Source organism: Methylobacterium sp. CM6247 (genome assembly GCF_054817925.1).
The window spans coordinates 289,223-304,954 of record NZ_JBTXKX010000003.1 but is presented as its reverse complement, the minus strand read 5'-3'; the positions used below and the strand labels follow the sequence as shown (position 1 = coordinate 304,954).

Below are 15,732 nucleotides of genomic sequence, written 5' to 3'. Positions count from 1 at the left end.
CGGGTATTATAGGCAAAATCTTTTTGAACGGCAGCCTTCGTCGTGCAGGCCGGCTCTACGCCTTAAGCAGGCGCACCCGGCTGGCGGAGGGGATGCGCTTTCGCGAAAGCCTCCTGCGACAGGCAATCCTCTGCGATCCGCTTCACGGTGGGATAGGGAGCTGTCTCGACGCCGAAGATGCCGGTGCCGACCCAGAGGCTCACGAGGCACAGATCGGCGTGGCTGATCGTGTCCCCTTGCGCGTAGCGACCGGTGCCGGGCTCGTGGGCGAGGCGGGTCTCGAGCGTCTTCAGCCCTGTCTCGAACCAGTGCCGTACGAAACCCATCATGTCGTCTTTCGGGATGTCGTAGGCCGACATCAGGTAGTTGCGCACACGCGGGACGTAGAGCGGATGGGTGTCGCAGGCGACGACCTGCGCAAGGGAACGGGCGCGTGCCCGCGCCCTCGGCTCCTTCGGCAGCAGGGCCGGTTCGGGGTGGATGTCCTCGAGATAGTCGAGGATCGCCAGCGATTGGGTCAGGGGAGGGCCGTCGCCATCGAAGAAGGCCGGTACTGCCGCCTGCGGATTGATGGCGAGGAAATCCGGCTTGTACTGGTCGCCAGCGTCGAGGTCGATGAAGGTCTCCTCGCAGGGAATCCCCTTCAGGTTAAGGGCGATACGGACCCGGAAGGCGGCGGCCGAGCGCCAGTTGCCGTACATCCTCATGCCCATCTCCCTCACCTTTGTCTGGCGCGGACCACACCCGACAAAGGCGCCGGTTGCAAGGGATGATCTTGTCGTAGTTCATCACGAGCGTGGCACGAGAGGATGGACGACGTGTCGAGCTTCTTCATCCGCGGCGGCATCGCTACGCTCGATGAATGACCTTGTTCGCGTATCCCCGAATGTCGCGTCCCTCGGTTTGCTGCCCGATGGCCGCATTGCGCCAAACGAGCGAGCCAGGCGTGGCGGGATCCGGCCTGGTCCGTTCGAGCCCCTAGAACGACCGGCCGTAATCGTACCCGCCGCATCAGTCCGTTGCTCCCTCGGAAGCTTGCGATACTCCTCCCCCTACCTCTTGGGCGGCATCCTGCATCAGTTTTGCTCTTCTGCCGCGACGTCGGGCACGGCAGAAGGCCGAATGCCTCGGAACGATCCGGCATCTTGGCTTCCCCTTGCAGGCGAGGCGGCTTCACCGTGGAAGCACAATTCCGTCTGCGTCGATTGCGGGGTTGGCGGCAGTCGCACATTTGGCAGCGCCGCCCGGTTCGCGCATAGACGGCGGGACACGGTCGACAGCCCCCGATTGCGACGGATGCCAGCGCGATGCAGATCGAAACGCCCTACCTGATGTTCCTCGGCGACGTGCCGGATACGCTCGCCGCCAAGACGGCCTACGGCATTGCCGATTGGCGGCCTGAATGGTGTGTCGGCCAGCTGCGCCTTCCCGGATGTGCCGCCGATCTCGGCATCCCCGATCTCACCCTGAGCGACGCCGTGGCCAAGGGCTGCAAGACCATGGTGATCGGCGTCGCCAATGCGGGTGGTGTGCTGCCCCCGCATTGGGTGTCCGAGGTGGTCACAGCGCTCGATGCCGGTCTCGACATCGCCAGCGGCTTGCATGTGCGCCTCGGTTCGATCCCCGAGATCGCCGAAGCGGCCGAGCGGAACGGGCGGCAGCTTCACGATGTCCGCCACACCAGCGAGACCTTCGACACGGGCAAGGGCACGAGGCGGCCGGGCCGGCGCCTGCTCAGCGTCGGCACCGATTGTTCGGTGGGCAAGAAGTACACGGTCCTCGCCCTGGAGCGCGCCATGCGGGAACGCGGGCTCGATGCAGATTTCCGCGCTACGGGGCAGACCGGGGTGTTCATCTCCGGGCGCGGCGTCGCCATCGACGCGGTGGTGGCGGATTTCATCTCCGGCGCCGTGGAGTGGATCGCCCCGGCGGCGGATCCTGACCACTGGGACCTGATCGAGGGGCAGGGGTCGCTCTACCATCCGTCCTTCGCGGGCGTGAGTCTGGGGCTGCTTCACGGCGCCCAGGCCGATGCCTTCGTGGTCTGCCATGAGCCGAGCCGCACCACCATGCGCGGGGTCAAGCACCCGCTTCCCTCGATCCAGCAGGTGATCGACCTGACGATCCAGCTCGGAAGCCTGACCAATCCCGCCATCTGCCCTGTCGGCATCGCCGTGAACACGCAGAAACTGCCGGAGGACGAGGCGCGAACCCTGCTCCAAGACCTCACTCGCGATCACGGGCTGCCCGCCACCGATCCGGTTCGCTTCGGTGTCGACGGCATTATCGACCGGATGCTCGCGGAATTTCCCGCCGGGAGCGCCGCATGAGCCGCCGCCTCACCGTCGCCGTGGAGCGCTTTCCTATCGCTGGCGCTTTCACCATCGCTCGGGGCAGCCGCACGGAAGCCGTGGTGGTACTCGCCACCATCGTCGATGGGGCAGACGGCCATGTGGGGCGCGGCGAATGCGTCCCGTATCCACGCTACGGCGAATCCCCCGAGAGCGTCTGCGCACTGATCTCTGAACAGGCCGACGCCATCGCCTCGGGTGCCACCCGCACGGACTTGCTCACGCGAATGAGCGCTGGCGCCGCACGCAACGCCCTCGATTGCGCCCTGCTCGATCTCGAGGCCAAGCAGATCGGCCGACCGGCTTGGGAGATTGCCGGGCTCAGCGCACCGCAGGTCGCCACCACCGCCTACACGTTGAGCCTCGGTACGCCCGAAAGCATGGAGGAGGCCGCCCGGGGGGCTGCCCATCGCCCCCTTCTCAAGGTCAAGCTCGGCGGTGAGGGCGACCCCGAGCGCATCGCCGCCGTGCGTCGCGGCGCACCGAATTCACGCCTCATAGTCGATGCGAACGAGGCGTGGCGCGCGAACACGATCGAGGCGAACCTCGCCGCCTGCATCGCTGCGGGCGTCGGCCTGATCGAGCAACCGCTTCCGGCAGGGGAGGACGACCTTCTCGCCCAGATCCCGCGGCCGATTCCGATTTGCGCCGATGAAAGCCTGCACGACCGTGCCGGCCTCGATGCTCTCTCCAACCGCTACGATGCCATCAACATCAAGCTCGACAAGGCCGGTGGCCTCACCGAAGCAGTGATGCTGGCGCACGAAGCGAAGGCGCGGGGCCTCTCGCTGATGATCGGCTGCATGGTCGGCACCTCGCTCGCCATGGCCCCGGCGATGCTGCTCGCCCACCATGCCGATTACGTGGATCTCGATGGGCCGCTGCTCCTGGCGCGGGACCGCGACCCGGCTCTGCGCTTCGACGGCAGCCTCATCCATCCTCCGACACCCGATCTGTGGGGATAGGGCCACCGGAATCGCCGCGGGGACGCCAAATACGGCTGACGCAGATCACGAATGGGTGTTTCTGCAGGATCGGCCGTCTTTCAAAACTGCAGAGTTGATCCTGCAAAATCGTGCCGATCCGCACCATCGAGTTGACGGAACGGTGCCCGGACGGGCATGGCCCGATGCCTGCGACCGGAGTCCGGCTGCAAGCGTGACAGGTCCACCATGTTGAAGACCCGCATCATCCCCTGCCTCGACGTGAAGGACGGGCGCGTCGTTAAAGGCGTCCAGTTCCTCGAACTGCGCGATGCCGGCGATCCCGTCGAGGCGGCCAAGGCCTATGACGCGGCCGGCGCGGACGAACTCTGCTTCCTCGACATCACCGCGAGCCACGAGGCGCGCGGCACCCTACTGGATGTGGTGAGCCGGACCGCCGAGGCCTGTTTCATGCCGCTCACCGTGGGTGGAGGCGTACGCACGGTGGAGGACATCCGCACGCTTCTGCTCGCCGGGGCCGACAAGGTCTCCATCAACACGGCGGCGGTGAAGGATCCCTCCTTCGTCGAGCGTGGTGCTCTCAAATTCGGCAGCCAGTGCATCGTGGTCGCCATCGACGCCAAGCGCACCTCGGCGCCAGGGGAGCCCGATGCCTGGCAGATCTTCACCCATGGCGGGCGCACCCCCACCGGTCTCGACGCCATCGACTTCGCCCGCACCGTGGCGGCTCGCGGCGCCGGTGAGCTTCTGGTCACCTCCATGGACCGCGACGGGATGCGCTCGGGCTACGACATCGCCCTGACCCGGGCGATCTCGGACGCGGTCTCCGTGCCGGTGATCGCCTCCGGCGGCGTCGGCGGCCTCGACGACCTCGTGGCGGGCGTGCGCGACGGGGGCGCCAGCGCGGTTCTCGCCGCATCGATCTTCCATTTCGGCCAGCACAGCGTCGCCGAGGCCAAGGCACATATGGCGGCGGCCGGCCTGCGCATGCGGCTCGATCCGTAATGCGCCCCCTCGACCCCACCCTTGCCCAATTCCGCCCCGTGCCGCAGGCTCCGGCCCGTGGAGCGCGCGGCCCCGCCCGCCAACGTCCCTAGGATCGCATGACCGATTTCACTCTGAGCGACCTGGAGGCCGTGGTGGCCGACCGCGCCGCCGCACCACCGGACCAATCCTACACCGCCAAGCTCCTTGCCGGCGGGCCGGCAAAGCCCGCCAAAAAACTCGGCGAGGAGGCCGTCGAGGCCGCCATCGCCGCGGTCCAGGGGGACCGGGCAGGCTTAGTGAGCGAGGCGGCGGATGTGCTCTATCATCTCCTGGTTGTGCTACGCGCCGGCGGCATCGGCCTGCCGGAGGTGATGGCGGAACTTCAGCGTCGTACGGCGCAGAGCGGCATCGCCGAAAAGGCGGCCCGGAGGCAGACGTGACCGTCGAGCCCCAACGGCCCGTGGCCTCCGTGATTGGGCGCGAACCGGCTCTCGGCCGCGGCCTCGTGCTGGGCCAGGATCCCGTGACTGGGATCGGCCCGGAGCGACTGTCGCCCTACCGACTGTTTTCCCGGGACGAGTGGGCCCAATTGCGCGCCGAGACGCCGCTCACCCTGACGAGCGACGATGTCAGCCGCCTGCAATCCCTCAACGATCCCATCTCCATCGAGGAGGTGGTGGCAATCTACCTGCCCTTGTCGCGTCTTCTCTCGCTCTACGTCGCGGCTACGCAGGGGCTGTTTAAAGCAACCCAGCGCTTCCTCCTCGCCGAGCACGAGGCCAAGGTCCCCTACATCATCGGCGTCGCCGGATCGGTGGCGGTGGGGAAATCCACCACGGCCCGTGTGCTCAAGGCGTTGCTGGCGCGCTGGCCCAACACGCCCAAGGTCGATCTCATCACCACGGACGGGTTCCTGCACCCGAATGCCGAGCTGAAGCGCATGGGCGCGATGGAGCGCAAGGGGTTTCCCGAGAGCTACGACACGGCGGCGCTTCTGCGCTTCCTCACCGACATCAAGGCCGGCAAGAAGAGCGTGGCGGCGCCGCTCTATTCCCACCTCGTCTACGACGTGGTGGCGGGCGAGGAGCGGGTGGTGGAATCCCCCGACATCCTCATCGTGGAAGGCCTGAACGTCCTCCAGCCGGCGCGCCTGCCGCGCGATGGGACCGCGATCCCCTTCGTCTCCGATTTCTTCGACTTCTCGATCTATCTCGACGGTCACGAGGACGACCTGCACCGCTGGTACGTCAACCGCTTCCTGCGCCTGCGCCAGACCGCCTTCCGGGATCCGCTCTCGTATTTCCGGAAATACGCCGAGGTGACGGAGGCCGAGGCCCTGGAGATCGCCGACAATCTTTGGACCACGATCAACCTGCCCAACTTGCGCGACAACATCCTGCCGACGCGCCAACGAGCGAGCCTGATCCTGGCCAAGGGCGCGAGCCACCGTATCGAGAGCGTAGCGCTGCGGCGGCTGTGAAATGGCCCGTGAGCGTCGTCATCCTAGCGGATACGCCGCCTCCACCACATACGGTCCTCCGCCTCGCGATTCCCGCGCCGAGAACAGCGCCACCCGTGTTGCGGTGAACCTCAGCGTCGCAAAAAGCCCCGCCTCGGCGATGTACCCTGCCACATCCGCCGCCTGGGTGTCGCGGCGGTTGAGGCGGGCGAGCGTGACGTGCGGCGTGAACTTGCGCCGTTCCGGCTCAGCTCCGGCTGCCCGGGCGATGCGCTCGTGCTCGTCTTGCAGGTCGAGCAGGTCGGGGCCGGCAGTCACGCTTGCGATGATCGCGCGAGGCTTGTCTCCGCCGAACGCGTCGAGGCCGGACAGCGTCACGTCGAGAGGCGGGCGCGGGCGCGCTTCGACCAGACCGGCATGGAACGCCTCGGCCACCTCGTCATCCACGTCGCCGAGGAAGCGCAGGGTGATGTGAAGGTCACCGCGCTCTATCCAGCGCGCGCCGCGAAGGCCGCATTGGTAGCGCGTCAGCGCCTCCGCTGCGTCGTCCGGGATTTCTATGGCTGTGAACAGGCGGGGCATCGGGTTACTTCGACGCCGTGCCGAGCTTGTCGAGGAAGGTCTCGACGGTGGGCAGGATGCCGGCCACGATCGTCTCGACGCCCTTCACATTGGGATGGAGCCCGTCTTCTAGGTTGAAGCGCCGGTCGCCCACGATGCCATCGAGGAAGAACGGGTAGAGGACGAGTCCGTATCGCGACGCCAGATCAGGATAAATCGCGTCGAACCGCGCGACGTAATCCGGCCCGAGATTGGTCGAGGCCTTCATGCCCGCGAGCAGGACCGGAATGTTGCGGGCCTTTAAGCGTGATACGATGGTGTCGAGGGCCTTCTTGGTGACGGCGGGGTCAGTGCCGCGCAGCATGTCGTTGGCACCGAGTTCGAGGATCACCCCATCGGTCCCGTCCGGAACGGACCAGTCGAGCCGGTCGAGGCCCCCGGTGCTGGTATCGCCGGACACGCCGGCATTGGCGATGGAGACCTCGCGTCCCCTTGCCTTCAACTCGCGTTCCAGCACTGAGGGGAAGGCCGCTGCCGAGGGCAGGCGATAACCGGCCGTGAGGCTGTCGCCGAAGGCCACGATGTTGAACGGTCGGGAGGCGGCGTGGCCGATTCCTATTCCAGCGCCGAGTGCGGCAAAGAGCGTCATCGCGAGGGCCGTCCGGCGCGAGTGCTGGCACGGCGCTCTCCGACCGACCATATCGACGCCGATGCGTGACGTATGACACAGACCCATTCGCGCAAAGCCCTGACCTATGGTGTTCATGACGATGATCTCACACAGATCGGTCCTGCCTTGATACCCGGCAAGGTCCAGAGCCCGGCGATCGCCCTTTCGAAGATCGATCTCAGTCTTGGACGGGGGGCGGCTCGGGTGCATGTCCTGCGCGGCATCTCCCTCGAAGTAGCGCGCGGCGAGGCTGTAGGGCTGGTCGGCCCCTCGGGCTCCGGCAAGTCGACGCTTCTCATGGTGATGGCCGGCCTGGAGCGCGCGGAATCGGGAAGCATCCATGTGGAGGGCACCGATCTCGGGACGCTCGACGAGGATGCCCTGGCGCGGTTTCGCGGGCGGCGCATCGGAATCGTGTTCCAGGCCTTCCATCTGGTGCCGACAATGACCGCCTTGGAGAACGTCGCCCTTCCCCTCGAACTCGCCGACAAGGCCGACGCACATGAGCGAGCGAAGGCCGAGCTCGAAGCGGTCGGCCTCGGACACCGTCTCCATCATTATCCGGCCCAGCTCTCCGGGGGAGAGCAACAGCGTGTCGCCATCGCTCGTGCCATCGCTCCGGACCCGGCAATTCTCGTTGCCGACGAGCCGACCGGCAATCTCGACGAAGCCACGGGCCGCCAGATCGTAGATCTGCTCTTCGCACTCAAGCGCGACCGGGGCGCGACCCTCGTCCTTGTGACCCATGATCCCGGCCTCGCCCGGCTCTGCGACCGCACCGTGCGCCTGCGCTCCGGGCGGGTGGATGAGGCGGTGGCGGCGTGATTCCGCTGAACTCCCGCGTTCGGCGGAAGGTCTGACCCCATGCACGGCACCCTGCCTCGGCCCGCTCCGAAACCGAGCCGCGTTCCACTGACGCTCCGCCTCGCATTCCGTGAATTGCGCGGCGGCCTTTCCGGTTTCGCGGTGTTCCTCGCCTGCATCGCGCTTGGCGTCGCGGCCATTGCCGGTGTCGCCTCGATCTCGCGCTCGCTCACGGATGGTCTCGGCCGCGAGGGCAAGCGCATCCTCGGCGGCGACCTGACCTACAGCCTCATAAACCGTGAGGCGACATCGGACGAGCGTGCCGCCCTCGACGCACAGGGCAAGGTTTCGGTGGTGACGACCCTGCGCGCCATGGCTCTGGCTGGCGACAAGGGCGCGGCCCTCGTGGAAATGAAGGCCGTCGACGGCGCCTATCCCGCCGCCGGGGACCTCGTGACCGACCCCGACACGCCGCTCTCTGGTCTGCTGGCCGAGAAGGATGGGGTATTCGGCGCGGTCGCCGACCCGCTCCTTCTTACGCGCCTCGACCTGAAGGTCGGCGATAGGATCGAGATCGCCGGTAAGTCGATTGCCATACGTGCCACTCTGGTCTCCGAGCCGGACAAGATCGCCAACGGCATCGGCTTCGGCCCGCGCCTCCTGGTTTCCGCCGCGACCCTACAAGCGACGGGTCTGATCCGACCGGGCAGCCTCAACCGCTGGAGCTATCGCATCCAGGCGCCCGAAGCCGACGATGCGGAGCTGGAGCGACGGATCGCAACCATCGCCAAGGCAGCACCGGATGCGGGCTGGGAGATGCGCTCGCGCTCGAACGCCGATCCGCGCTTTGCCAAGAGCGTCGAGCGCTTCACCCAGTTCCTCACTTTGGTCGGTCTCACCGCATTGATCGTCGGCGGTGTCGGCGTCGCCAATGCGGTGAACGCCTTCGTCGCGAGGAAACGCGGCTCCATCGCTACCCTGAAGAGCGTCGGCGCGCCGGGCGGACAGGTGGTCGCCATCTACCTGACGCAGGTGATGCTGGTCGCCGGCCTCGGTACCGCATTCGGCCTCGTGATCGGGGCGGGATTACCGTTCCTCCTCGACATGCTGTTCCACAATGCGCTTCCGCTGCCGCTGAACCCGACCCTAGCACCAGGGGAATTGCTGCTCGCCGCTGCCTACGGCCTTCTGACGGCGCTCGCCTTCGCCATCATTCCTCTCGGCCACGCCCATGATGTGCCGGTCTCCGGCCTGTTCCGAGACGTCATCGATCCCGACACCCGCAAGACGCGGCTCCGCTATCGCCTGATCCTCGTCGCTGCGCTCGCGACCCTGGTAACGCTAGCGCTCGCCACGGCGTTCGACCGCAGGGTGGCCTTGATGTTCATCGTGGCGGCCGGACTTGCCTTCGGACTCCTGCGCCTCGTCGCTCTCGGCCTCATGGCTTTGGCGCGGCGTCTGCCTCGCCCGCGCTCGGCAGCGCCCCGCATGGCGCTCGCCAACCTGCACCGCCCCGGTGCCCTCACCCCCGCCATCGTCCTGTCCCTGGGCCTCGGCGTGACATTGCTGGTGACGCTGAGCCTGATCGACGCCAATGTTCGCCGGACGCTGACAAGTTCCTTGCCGGCCCGTGCACCGAACCTGTTCTTCCTCGATATCCCGGCGGCGGAAGCGGACGGGTTCCACGCGGCACTCGGCCAACTCGCGCCGGGCGCCAAGATCGAGCGCGTGCCGATGATGCGTGGGCGCATCGTCGCCATCAACGGGGTTCCGGCAGCCGCGATCAAACCGCCGGAGGATGCAGCCTGGGTGCTCGATGGCGACCGCGGCATCACCTATGCCGAGGATCTTCCCGAGGGATCGAACCTCGTTGCGGGCTCCTGGTGGAACGCCGAGGAGGGGGTGAAACCCCTGGTCTCATTCGACTCGGAATTGGCGCGCAGTCTCAGTCTCTCCGTGGGCGGCACCGTCACGGTGAACGTGCTCGGGCGGAATCTGACGGCTACGGTCGCCAATCTCCGCAAGGTCGAATGGCGCAACCTCGGCATCAACTTCGTCATGGTTTTCTCTCCCGGTACCTTCCGGGGCGCGCCGCACTCGGACCTTGCCACCCTGACGCTGGGCGGTGGGCCGGATGCCAAGGCCGAGGCCGTGATCCTACGCGATATCGCACGCGCCTTCCCGTCTGTGACCAGCGTACGGGTGAAAGACGCTCTCGATACGGTCAACGATATCGTCGGCAAGCTGGTGCTGGCGATCCGTGGCGCCAGTGGCGTCGCCGTGTTGGCGAGCCTGTTCGTTCTCGCGGGTGCCATCGCGGCGGGGCACGGAGCCCGGTTGTACGACGCCGTCGTGCTGAAGGTACTGGGCGCCACCCGGGGTCGCCTGCTCCTGGCCTACACGCTGGAATACGGCGCATTGGGGCTAGCCACCGCCGTGTTCGGGCTCCTTGCCGGAACGCTGGCAGGTTGGGCCATCGTCACCCGCGTGATGAAGCTCGACTTCGCCCTCGACCTCTCGGGCGCCCTCGTCGCATCCGCCCTCGCGGTGGCGTTCGCGATCCTCCTCGGCCTTGCCGGGACTTGGCGCATCCTCGGTCAGAAGCCGGCACCTTACCTGCGCCGATTCTGATCCGGGCGAGGATAGGCCTATCCTCGCGAGTTCGGTGGGAATGAGCCGGCGAAAGTCATGCTTTATGAAATGTCACTATAGCTCTACCGTGCCGGGTGAATGATGAACCCGATTTAATCCGCGCGGCTGCAAATAAAGATCGTGCTCAGAAGCTATGATTCTGGGCGCACAAAGCTCGGCCGCCCCCTTGTGCGGAGCGGCATGACGGAACATATTTCGGCTCAAGGCGCGGTCACGTGCCAGAGGTCCTGTGCGTGAGCCTCGGTTCCAAATCACACGCTGAGAGAGCTTCCAAGGGAAACTCCCATGGCATTCGATAATAGCCCCTTCCGCTACGGCGCCCAGCCGCAGGGTTATGCTGGCTCGCAGGTCGAGGTCGACCAGGGCCTGCGCACCTTCATGCTCGGCGTCTACAACAACATGGTCATCGGCCTCGGGATCTCGGGCCTCGTGGCCCTTGGCCTGAACATGGCTGCGACCGCCCAGACGGCGACGGGCAAGCTCGCCCTGACCCCGTTCGGCCAGATGCTCTACACCAGCCCGCTGAAGTGGGTCCTCATGCTGGCGCCCCTCGCGTTCATCTTCATCTTCACGATGCGGATGGATAAGATGTCGGCCTCGTCCGCTCGACTGACCTTCTTCGCCTTCGCGGCGGTGATGGGCGCGTCGATGTCGACCCTGCTGCTCGTCTTCACGGGCGCCAGTGTCGTCCGGGTCTTCTTCATCACGGCGGCCACGTTCGGCGGTCTCAGCCTCTACGGCTACACCACCAAGCGCAGCCTTTCGGGGATGGGCTCGTTCCTGATCATGGGCGTGATCGGCCTCTTCATCGCCTCGATCGTGAATATCTTCCTTGCTTCCAGCGCGCTTCAGTTCGCCATCTCGGTTCTCGGCGTCCTGATCTTCGCGGGCCTTACCGCCTACGACACGCAGAAGCTCAAGGAGATGTTCCTCTACAGCGGTGCCGATGCCGAAGGTGCGGCCAAGCTGTCGGTGAACGGCGCTCTGACCCTCTACCTGGACTTCATCAACATGTTCCAGTTCCTCCTCCAGCTCCTCGGCGACCGTCGCTAAACGAGCTTTATGGGACACGGAGCGAGAAGGCCTCGGCGGAAACGCCGGGGCCTTTTGCGTTGGCTGCAGCAAGGCGAGGATGTTGCGGTGGCAAAGCCCGTAGTGCCGAAGATCGTGAGAGGTTCGGGGAGTGACACCCCACCTCCGAGCGATGTGCCGACTTACGCCATTGTCGGCGCGAGCGTTGCCGCCGCGATAGGCACAGGCGCATGGGCCGGCTTCGGTGTTGGCATCGTCGTGGGCATCATCAGTTTGGTTGTACTCGGCGGTCTGTATTCCGTGATCGCGTACCGGTTGGGTTGGCCCCCCATCCGATGGGAGACGATCCCGTTCTTCATTCCGTGACGTCAGGTGTCACACTACCCGTAGGGGCTTCTCCAGCACCGCTAGGACGCGGGCGAGGTCATGGCCGCGCTTTAGAACAATGCCGGCGGCGGAAATCACCGAGTAAGCGCCCTGCCGACGGGCGAGCTTAGGATCCTTCTCGACCCTGAACAAAGCCGTCTCGGACGAGCGGCGATAGATCGAGAACGCTGCCTTGTCGCGGCGGAAGTCGAGGGCATAATCGCGCCACTCTCCGGCGGACACCATGCGGCCGTAGAGGTTGAACAGGGTCCTGAGTTCGGAGCGGTCGAAGGCGACCTGTGGTACAACCGGGGCCGTCGGGAAAGGCACGACGCGGTTGGAGGAATCCTGTGATCGCGGCTCGGCTCCGGTCCTCTCGTCCATCCTCGCTCCTCGGTTTCGGCGACCCAACGGACACCATAAAGAGCAGATGATGGGCCTCCCGATCCGAGGCCGCAAGCCCAGCCAACCGTCGAGTGCGCTGCGGCACCAGCTACGGACGGGCAACACAACATCACGATTTCGCCGCGTTATTGCCCATCGTCGGCCTTGATAGAAGATGATACCTGTGGCTGAACCTCGTCGGTTCCGTGCTCGGTCGGGTGACCGATATCCATGCTCCCCAGCTTTCGGGAGCTCGCCGATGCCACGGAAGCGGCACTCCAGAGGTTTCGAGACCCAAGGACTTCAGGCCGCCTCTCCGGAGTGCGGCCTTTTTTTCTGCCATGCGGGCGAGCTCTGGTTTAAAAACCTCTCTGGCTGCGGCAGGCGCACAATCACTTCTCTCCCTGTGCATCTCGGCATTGGTCGCTAACAGGGTCCAGCGGTCATAAGCCCGCAATGAGGAGATGTCCGTTCGTGACGAGTTTCGACCCCGGCTTTCGCGAGACGCTTGGCGACCTGATTGCCTGGCGTCGAGACGTGCGCCGCTTTCGGGCCGATCCGGTCGACGACGCCCTCCTACGCCAATGCCTCAACCTTGCTTGTCTGAGTCCATCGGTCGGCAACAGCCAGCCGTGGCGCTTCGTCCGCGTCACCGATCCTGACAGGCGGGCGGCGGTGGTTGATAATTTCGAGCGCTGCAACGGCAATGCGGCGGAAACCTACGATTCGGAGCGTCGGGAAGCCTATAACCGGTTGAAGCTTGCGGGTTTGCGCGAGGCGCCGATCCATCTTGTGGTCTTCTGCGACGAAGCGACGGAATGCGGCTACGGGCTCGGCCGCGCCACCATGCCGGAAATGTTGCGCTACTCGGTGGTGACCGCCGTGCATACATTCTGGCTGGCAGCGCGCGCCCATGGGATCGGTGTGGGCTGGGTCTCGATCATCGAGCCGGACGGGGTTACCCGCCTTCTCGATGTTCCTCCGACGTGGCGCCTCGTCGCTTATCTCTGCGTTGGCTATCCCGTGGAGGAGCACGAGGATCCCGAACTCGTCCGGCATGGCTGGCAGGAGCGGGACAGGGCGGCGACCGGGCTGCTGGAGCGGTGAAGCTACCGGTCTTAACGAAAGCCTACCCGGATCATTCGCTTTTATCCGGAACACCCTAGGCCACGCTTAACTGTCCGGCGCGATATGCGTGCGTATCCCCCGGATAGGGCGCTCCGGTAACCGGAACCGCAACTTCGAGAGCTGCTTATCGTGAAGCTCACGGTCACGGTTTCGAGGACGACACCAAATGTTCGCGCGTCATGGGTTCACTGTTTATCTGGCCGGAACAATCCTCAGTGTCGGGTTTGCGGCGACACCCGCCGCATCCCGTGAGCTCGTTGCCTTTGATCAAGCGGTCATGCCCGGCACTGTCGTGGTCAGAACCTCAGAGCGAAGGCTCTACCTCGTCAACGGTGACGGCACGGCGATCCGCTATCCGGTGGCGGTGGGCAAGCCCGGCAAGCAATGGACCGGCGCCACCACCATCGACGGCAAGTATGTGGAGCCGGCCTGGTCGCCGCCGCGGGAGGTGAAGCGCGACAATCCGCGACTGCCCGACGTCATCGCCGGCGGCTCGCCGCATAACCCGATGGGCGCGGCGGCAATGACGCTTGCCGGCGGTGAATACGCCATTCACGGCACCAACCGCCCGAACTCGGTGGGTACATACGCATCTTACGGCTGCATCCGCATGTACAACCAGGATGTGGTCGATCTCTACGGGCGCGTCTCCGTTGGAACGCAGGTCTACGTCACGCGCTGAGACCTCGCTTAGAAATCGACGGCAATGCCTTTCACTTCCCAGTCGTCGTAACGAACAGGCTCGAGGCCGCCACGGCCCTGGCGTTCGCGCGCAGCGGAGATTTCCGCCGCCTTCGCATCGATGGCCGCGCGTCGGTCGGCAGCCTCGGCCAAAGCACGCTCGGCGGCGGGTGTCAGCCCCGCGCGGGGCGGGATCTCGGCGTTTTCCGCGTTGTAGGGCGTTGTCATGGCTTGCATCTCAGTGGGCCGGATGGGAGGGCATCCGTTGGAACTGGCTTCGGGTAACCGAGCCTCGGACACGGAAAGTGGCATTCATGGCGACACGCCGCAACGCGGACGGGCCGACGACGACGATCGACCGCACCGTTCCGGGCCTCGCTGCTCGGCAGGTGGCGCATGCCGCCGTGGCCGATCTCCTCGTTCAGGGACGGGCTTTCGCGCTCGAAGACGCCCTCGCTCAGGCGGGTCGTGACGCAGGCCTCGATGCGGCCGATGCGTCCCTCGCCCGCGCCATTGCCACCGCCACCTTCCGCCGCCTCGGCTTCCTGCGGCGAATGCTTTCGGCTCGGATGAACCAGGGCCTGCCGCCGGATCAGCCACGACTGGTGGCTCTCCTCGTGACCGGCGCCGTTCAGATCCTCGATCTCAACGTGCCGGACCATGCCGCCGTCGATCTTTCGGTGCGCCTCGCCAAGGGTGACCCCTACCTTCAGCACACGCCGGGCCTCGTGAACGCCATCCTGCGTCGGGTGATCCGCGAGCGGGACGCCATCGCGGCAGAGGCCTCCGATCCCCTGGCGCAAAATACGCCGGACTGGCTCGCCGCTCGCTGGAGCGCCGCCTACGGACCCGACACTGCCCGAGCCATCGCCTCGGCTCATCTCTCCGGCGCCGCGATCGACATCACGCCACGTGGACCGGCTGCGGAATGGGCCGATCGCCTCGGCGGCGTCGCCCTTCCCACTGGCAGCATCCGCCTGCACGAGGTCCGCTCTGCGGTTTCGGAACTCCCCGGATATGCTGAGGGCGCGTGGTGGGTGCAGGATGCCGCCGCCGCCATCCCGGCGCGCCTGCTCGCAGTCGGGCCGGGGCAGCGTGTGGCCGATCTCTGCGCGGCACCGGGCGGCAAGACCGCTCAGCTCGCCGCCATGGGGGCGGAAGTGGTCGCCGTGGATCGTTCGGCCCAGCGCCTCGAGCGACTGACGGAGAATCTCACGCGCCTCGGCCTCAAGGCCGAAATCCGCATCGGCGACGCTACTCAGTTGCCCGAGAGCGATGCCGATACGTTCGATGCCGTGCTTCTCGATGCGCCATGCTCGGCGACCGGCACGATCCGGCGGCATCCGGACGTCGCCTGGACCAAGGCCGGTGGCGATATCGGACGCCTTGCCGGTCTGCAGCGCCGCCTGCTCGACCGTGCCGCCACCCTTGTGAAGCCGGGTGGGCGTCTCGTCTATTGCACCTGCTCGCTGGAACCCGAGGAAGGTGAGGGACAGGTCGCGGCCTTCCTCGCACGCAATCCGGCTTTCGAGCGGCTTCCGATCCGCGTCGAGGAGATTGGCGGCCTCGAAGAACTCATCAATGGCGACGGCGATCTTCGGACGCTGCCCTCGCACCTCTCCGGCGAAACGACCACCGGCGAGGAGGGGCCGCCTGCGGCGCGCGGCGGGATCGACGGGTTCTTCGCGAGCCGTCTGGTTCGGAAGGCGTAGG

17 protein-coding genes are annotated in these 15,732 nt (G+C 66.1%); 12 read left to right on the top strand and 5 right to left on the bottom strand.

All coding sequences use genetic code 11. The features are described from left to right. Positions 1-62 precede the first annotated feature (62 nt). Entirely contained in the window at positions 63-707 is a 645-nt protein-coding gene (gene maiA, locus ACYQOP_RS02280; RefSeq protein ID WP_207410299.1) for a maleylacetoacetate isomerase, read from the bottom strand. Between the two features lie 600 nt (positions 708-1,307). On the opposite strand from maiA, the gene dgcN reads away from it, so the two are divergent. The 5 genes from dgcN (at position 1,308) to coaA (ending at position 5,762) form a co-directional block, all read left to right on the top strand. Next, positions 1,308-2,330, top strand: a complete 1,023-nt coding sequence (gene dgcN, locus ACYQOP_RS02275; protein ID WP_056432130.1) for an N-acetyltransferase DgcN — start codon at positions 1,308-1,310, stop codon at positions 2,328-2,330. Continuing rightward, positions 2,327-3,316 (top strand): N-acetyl-D-Glu racemase DgcA, encoded by a 990-nt coding sequence (dgcA, locus tag ACYQOP_RS02270; RefSeq protein ID WP_461220988.1) that lies wholly within the window; start codon positions 2,327-2,329, stop codon positions 3,314-3,316. The genes dgcN and dgcA overlap by 4 nt, the downstream gene beginning before the upstream one ends. A 207-nt stretch (positions 3,317-3,523) precedes the next feature. Next, positions 3,524-4,300, top strand: a complete 777-nt coding sequence (gene hisF / locus ACYQOP_RS02265) for an imidazole glycerol phosphate synthase subunit HisF (protein WP_056432135.1) — start codon at positions 3,524-3,526, stop codon at positions 4,298-4,300. Positions 4,301-4,398: 98 nt separating this feature from the next. Next, complete coding sequence (locus ACYQOP_RS02260) at positions 4,399-4,722, top strand: phosphoribosyl-ATP diphosphatase (RefSeq protein ID WP_056432137.1); 324 nt, start codon at positions 4,399-4,401, stop codon at positions 4,720-4,722. Between the two features lie 65 nt (positions 4,723-4,787). After that, positions 4,788-5,762, top strand: a complete 975-nt coding sequence (gene coaA / locus ACYQOP_RS02255; protein WP_461225162.1) for a type I pantothenate kinase — start codon at positions 4,788-4,790, stop codon at positions 5,760-5,762. An 18-nt stretch (positions 5,763-5,780) separates the two neighbouring features. Here the strand turns inward: coaA and thpR are convergent, their stop codons facing one another. After that, positions 5,781-6,323: an RNA 2',3'-cyclic phosphodiesterase gene (thpR, locus tag ACYQOP_RS02250; RefSeq protein ID WP_419951944.1), complete on the bottom strand. Its 543-nt coding sequence runs from the start codon at positions 6,321-6,323 to the stop codon at positions 5,781-5,783. 4 nt (positions 6,324-6,327) lie between these two features. Then, positions 6,328-7,002 carry an arylesterase gene (locus ACYQOP_RS02245; RefSeq protein WP_461220985.1) on the bottom strand — a complete coding sequence of 225 codons (675 nt, stop codon included), beginning with the start codon at positions 7,000-7,002 and terminating at the stop codon, positions 6,328-6,330. Between the two features lie 21 nt (positions 7,003-7,023). On the opposite strand from ACYQOP_RS02245, the gene ACYQOP_RS02240 reads away from it, so the two are divergent. From ACYQOP_RS02240 to ACYQOP_RS02225, 4 genes are all read left to right on the top strand, one after another. Further along, a complete protein-coding gene (locus ACYQOP_RS02240) occupies positions 7,024-7,797 on the top strand; it encodes an ABC transporter ATP-binding protein (protein ID WP_419951942.1) in 774 nt (257 codons plus the stop codon). 39 nt (positions 7,798-7,836) lie between these two features. Next, complete coding sequence (locus tag ACYQOP_RS02235) at positions 7,837-10,407, top strand: ABC transporter permease (RefSeq protein WP_461220982.1); 2,571 nt, start codon at positions 7,837-7,839, stop codon at positions 10,405-10,407. 306 nt (positions 10,408-10,713) lie between these two features. After that, positions 10,714-11,481 carry a Bax inhibitor-1/YccA family protein gene (locus tag ACYQOP_RS02230; RefSeq protein WP_056432147.1) on the top strand — a complete coding sequence of 256 codons (768 nt, stop codon included), beginning with the start codon at positions 10,714-10,716 and terminating at the stop codon, positions 11,479-11,481. An 87-nt stretch (positions 11,482-11,568) separates the two neighbouring features. Beyond that, entirely contained in the window at positions 11,569-11,826 is a 258-nt protein-coding gene (locus tag ACYQOP_RS02225; protein ID WP_461220980.1) for a hypothetical protein, read from the top strand. 9 nt (positions 11,827-11,835) lie between these two features. Here ACYQOP_RS02225 and ACYQOP_RS02220 read toward each other — a convergent pair whose 3' ends face one another. Then, the gene (locus tag ACYQOP_RS02220; protein WP_461220978.1) at positions 11,836-12,210 is read right to left on the bottom strand and encodes a DUF2794 domain-containing protein; all 375 of its coding nucleotides are present in this window, start codon (positions 12,208-12,210) and stop codon (positions 11,836-11,838) included. Between the two features lie 456 nt (positions 12,211-12,666). Between ACYQOP_RS02220 and bluB the strand changes: the two genes are divergently transcribed. Together bluB and ACYQOP_RS02210 are read left to right on the top strand one after the other, a co-directional pair. Further along, positions 12,667-13,317 (top strand): 5,6-dimethylbenzimidazole synthase, encoded by a 651-nt coding sequence (bluB, locus tag ACYQOP_RS02215; RefSeq protein WP_461220976.1) that lies wholly within the window; start codon positions 12,667-12,669, stop codon positions 13,315-13,317. A 187-nt stretch (positions 13,318-13,504) separates the two neighbouring features. Continuing rightward, complete coding sequence (locus ACYQOP_RS02210) at positions 13,505-14,020, top strand: L,D-transpeptidase (protein WP_056432157.1); 516 nt, start codon at positions 13,505-13,507, stop codon at positions 14,018-14,020. 8 nt (positions 14,021-14,028) lie between these two features. On the opposite strand, the gene ACYQOP_RS02205 is transcribed toward ACYQOP_RS02210, so the two are convergent. Next, positions 14,029-14,247: a DUF1674 domain-containing protein gene (locus tag ACYQOP_RS02205; protein WP_461220974.1), complete on the bottom strand. Its 219-nt coding sequence runs from the start codon at positions 14,245-14,247 to the stop codon at positions 14,029-14,031. Positions 14,248-14,333: 86 nt separating this feature from the next. On the opposite strand from ACYQOP_RS02205, the gene ACYQOP_RS02200 reads away from it, so the two are divergent. Beyond that, a complete protein-coding gene (locus ACYQOP_RS02200; protein ID WP_461220972.1) occupies positions 14,334-15,731 on the top strand; it encodes an RsmB/NOP family class I SAM-dependent RNA methyltransferase in 1,398 nt (465 codons plus the stop codon). The last annotated feature ends 1 nt before the right edge of the window (position 15,732 follow it).

Coding starts and splice junctions, on each gene's coding strand:
- ACYQOP_RS02230 (WP_056432147.1), top strand. CDS start 10,714: ATGGCATTCGATAATAGCCCCTTCCGCTACGGCGCCCAGCCGCAGGGT.
- dgcN (WP_056432130.1), top strand. CDS start 1,308: ATGCAGATCGAAACGCCCTACCTGATGTTCCTCGGCGACGTGCCGGAT.
- thpR (WP_419951944.1), bottom strand. CDS start 6,323: ATGCCCCGCCTGTTCACAGCCATAGAAATCCCGGACGACGCAGCGGAG.
- ACYQOP_RS02220 (WP_461220978.1), bottom strand. CDS start 12,210: ATGGACGAGAGGACCGGAGCCGAGCCGCGATCACAGGATTCCTCCAAC.
- ACYQOP_RS02210 (WP_056432157.1), top strand. CDS start 13,505: ATGTTCGCGCGTCATGGGTTCACTGTTTATCTGGCCGGAACAATCCTC.
- ACYQOP_RS02235 (WP_461220982.1), top strand. CDS start 7,837: ATGCACGGCACCCTGCCTCGGCCCGCTCCGAAACCGAGCCGCGTTCCA.
- ACYQOP_RS02240 (WP_419951942.1), top strand. CDS start 7,024: ATGACACAGACCCATTCGCGCAAAGCCCTGACCTATGGTGTTCATGAC.
- bluB (WP_461220976.1), top strand. CDS start 12,667: ATGAGGAGATGTCCGTTCGTGACGAGTTTCGACCCCGGCTTTCGCGAG.
- ACYQOP_RS02205 (WP_461220974.1), bottom strand. CDS start 14,247: ATGACAACGCCCTACAACGCGGAAAACGCCGAGATCCCGCCCCGCGCG.
- hisF (WP_056432135.1), top strand. CDS start 3,524: ATGTTGAAGACCCGCATCATCCCCTGCCTCGACGTGAAGGACGGGCGC.
- ACYQOP_RS02245 (WP_461220985.1), bottom strand. CDS start 7,002: ATGGTCGGTCGGAGAGCGCCGTGCCAGCACTCGCGCCGGACGGCCCTC.
- maiA (WP_207410299.1), bottom strand. CDS start 707: ATGAGGATGTACGGCAACTGGCGCTCGGCCGCCGCCTTCCGGGTCCGT.
- dgcA (WP_461220988.1), top strand. CDS start 2,327: ATGAGCCGCCGCCTCACCGTCGCCGTGGAGCGCTTTCCTATCGCTGGC.
- ACYQOP_RS02200 (WP_461220972.1), top strand. CDS start 14,334: ATGGCGACACGCCGCAACGCGGACGGGCCGACGACGACGATCGACCGC.
- ACYQOP_RS02260 (WP_056432137.1), top strand. CDS start 4,399: ATGACCGATTTCACTCTGAGCGACCTGGAGGCCGTGGTGGCCGACCGC.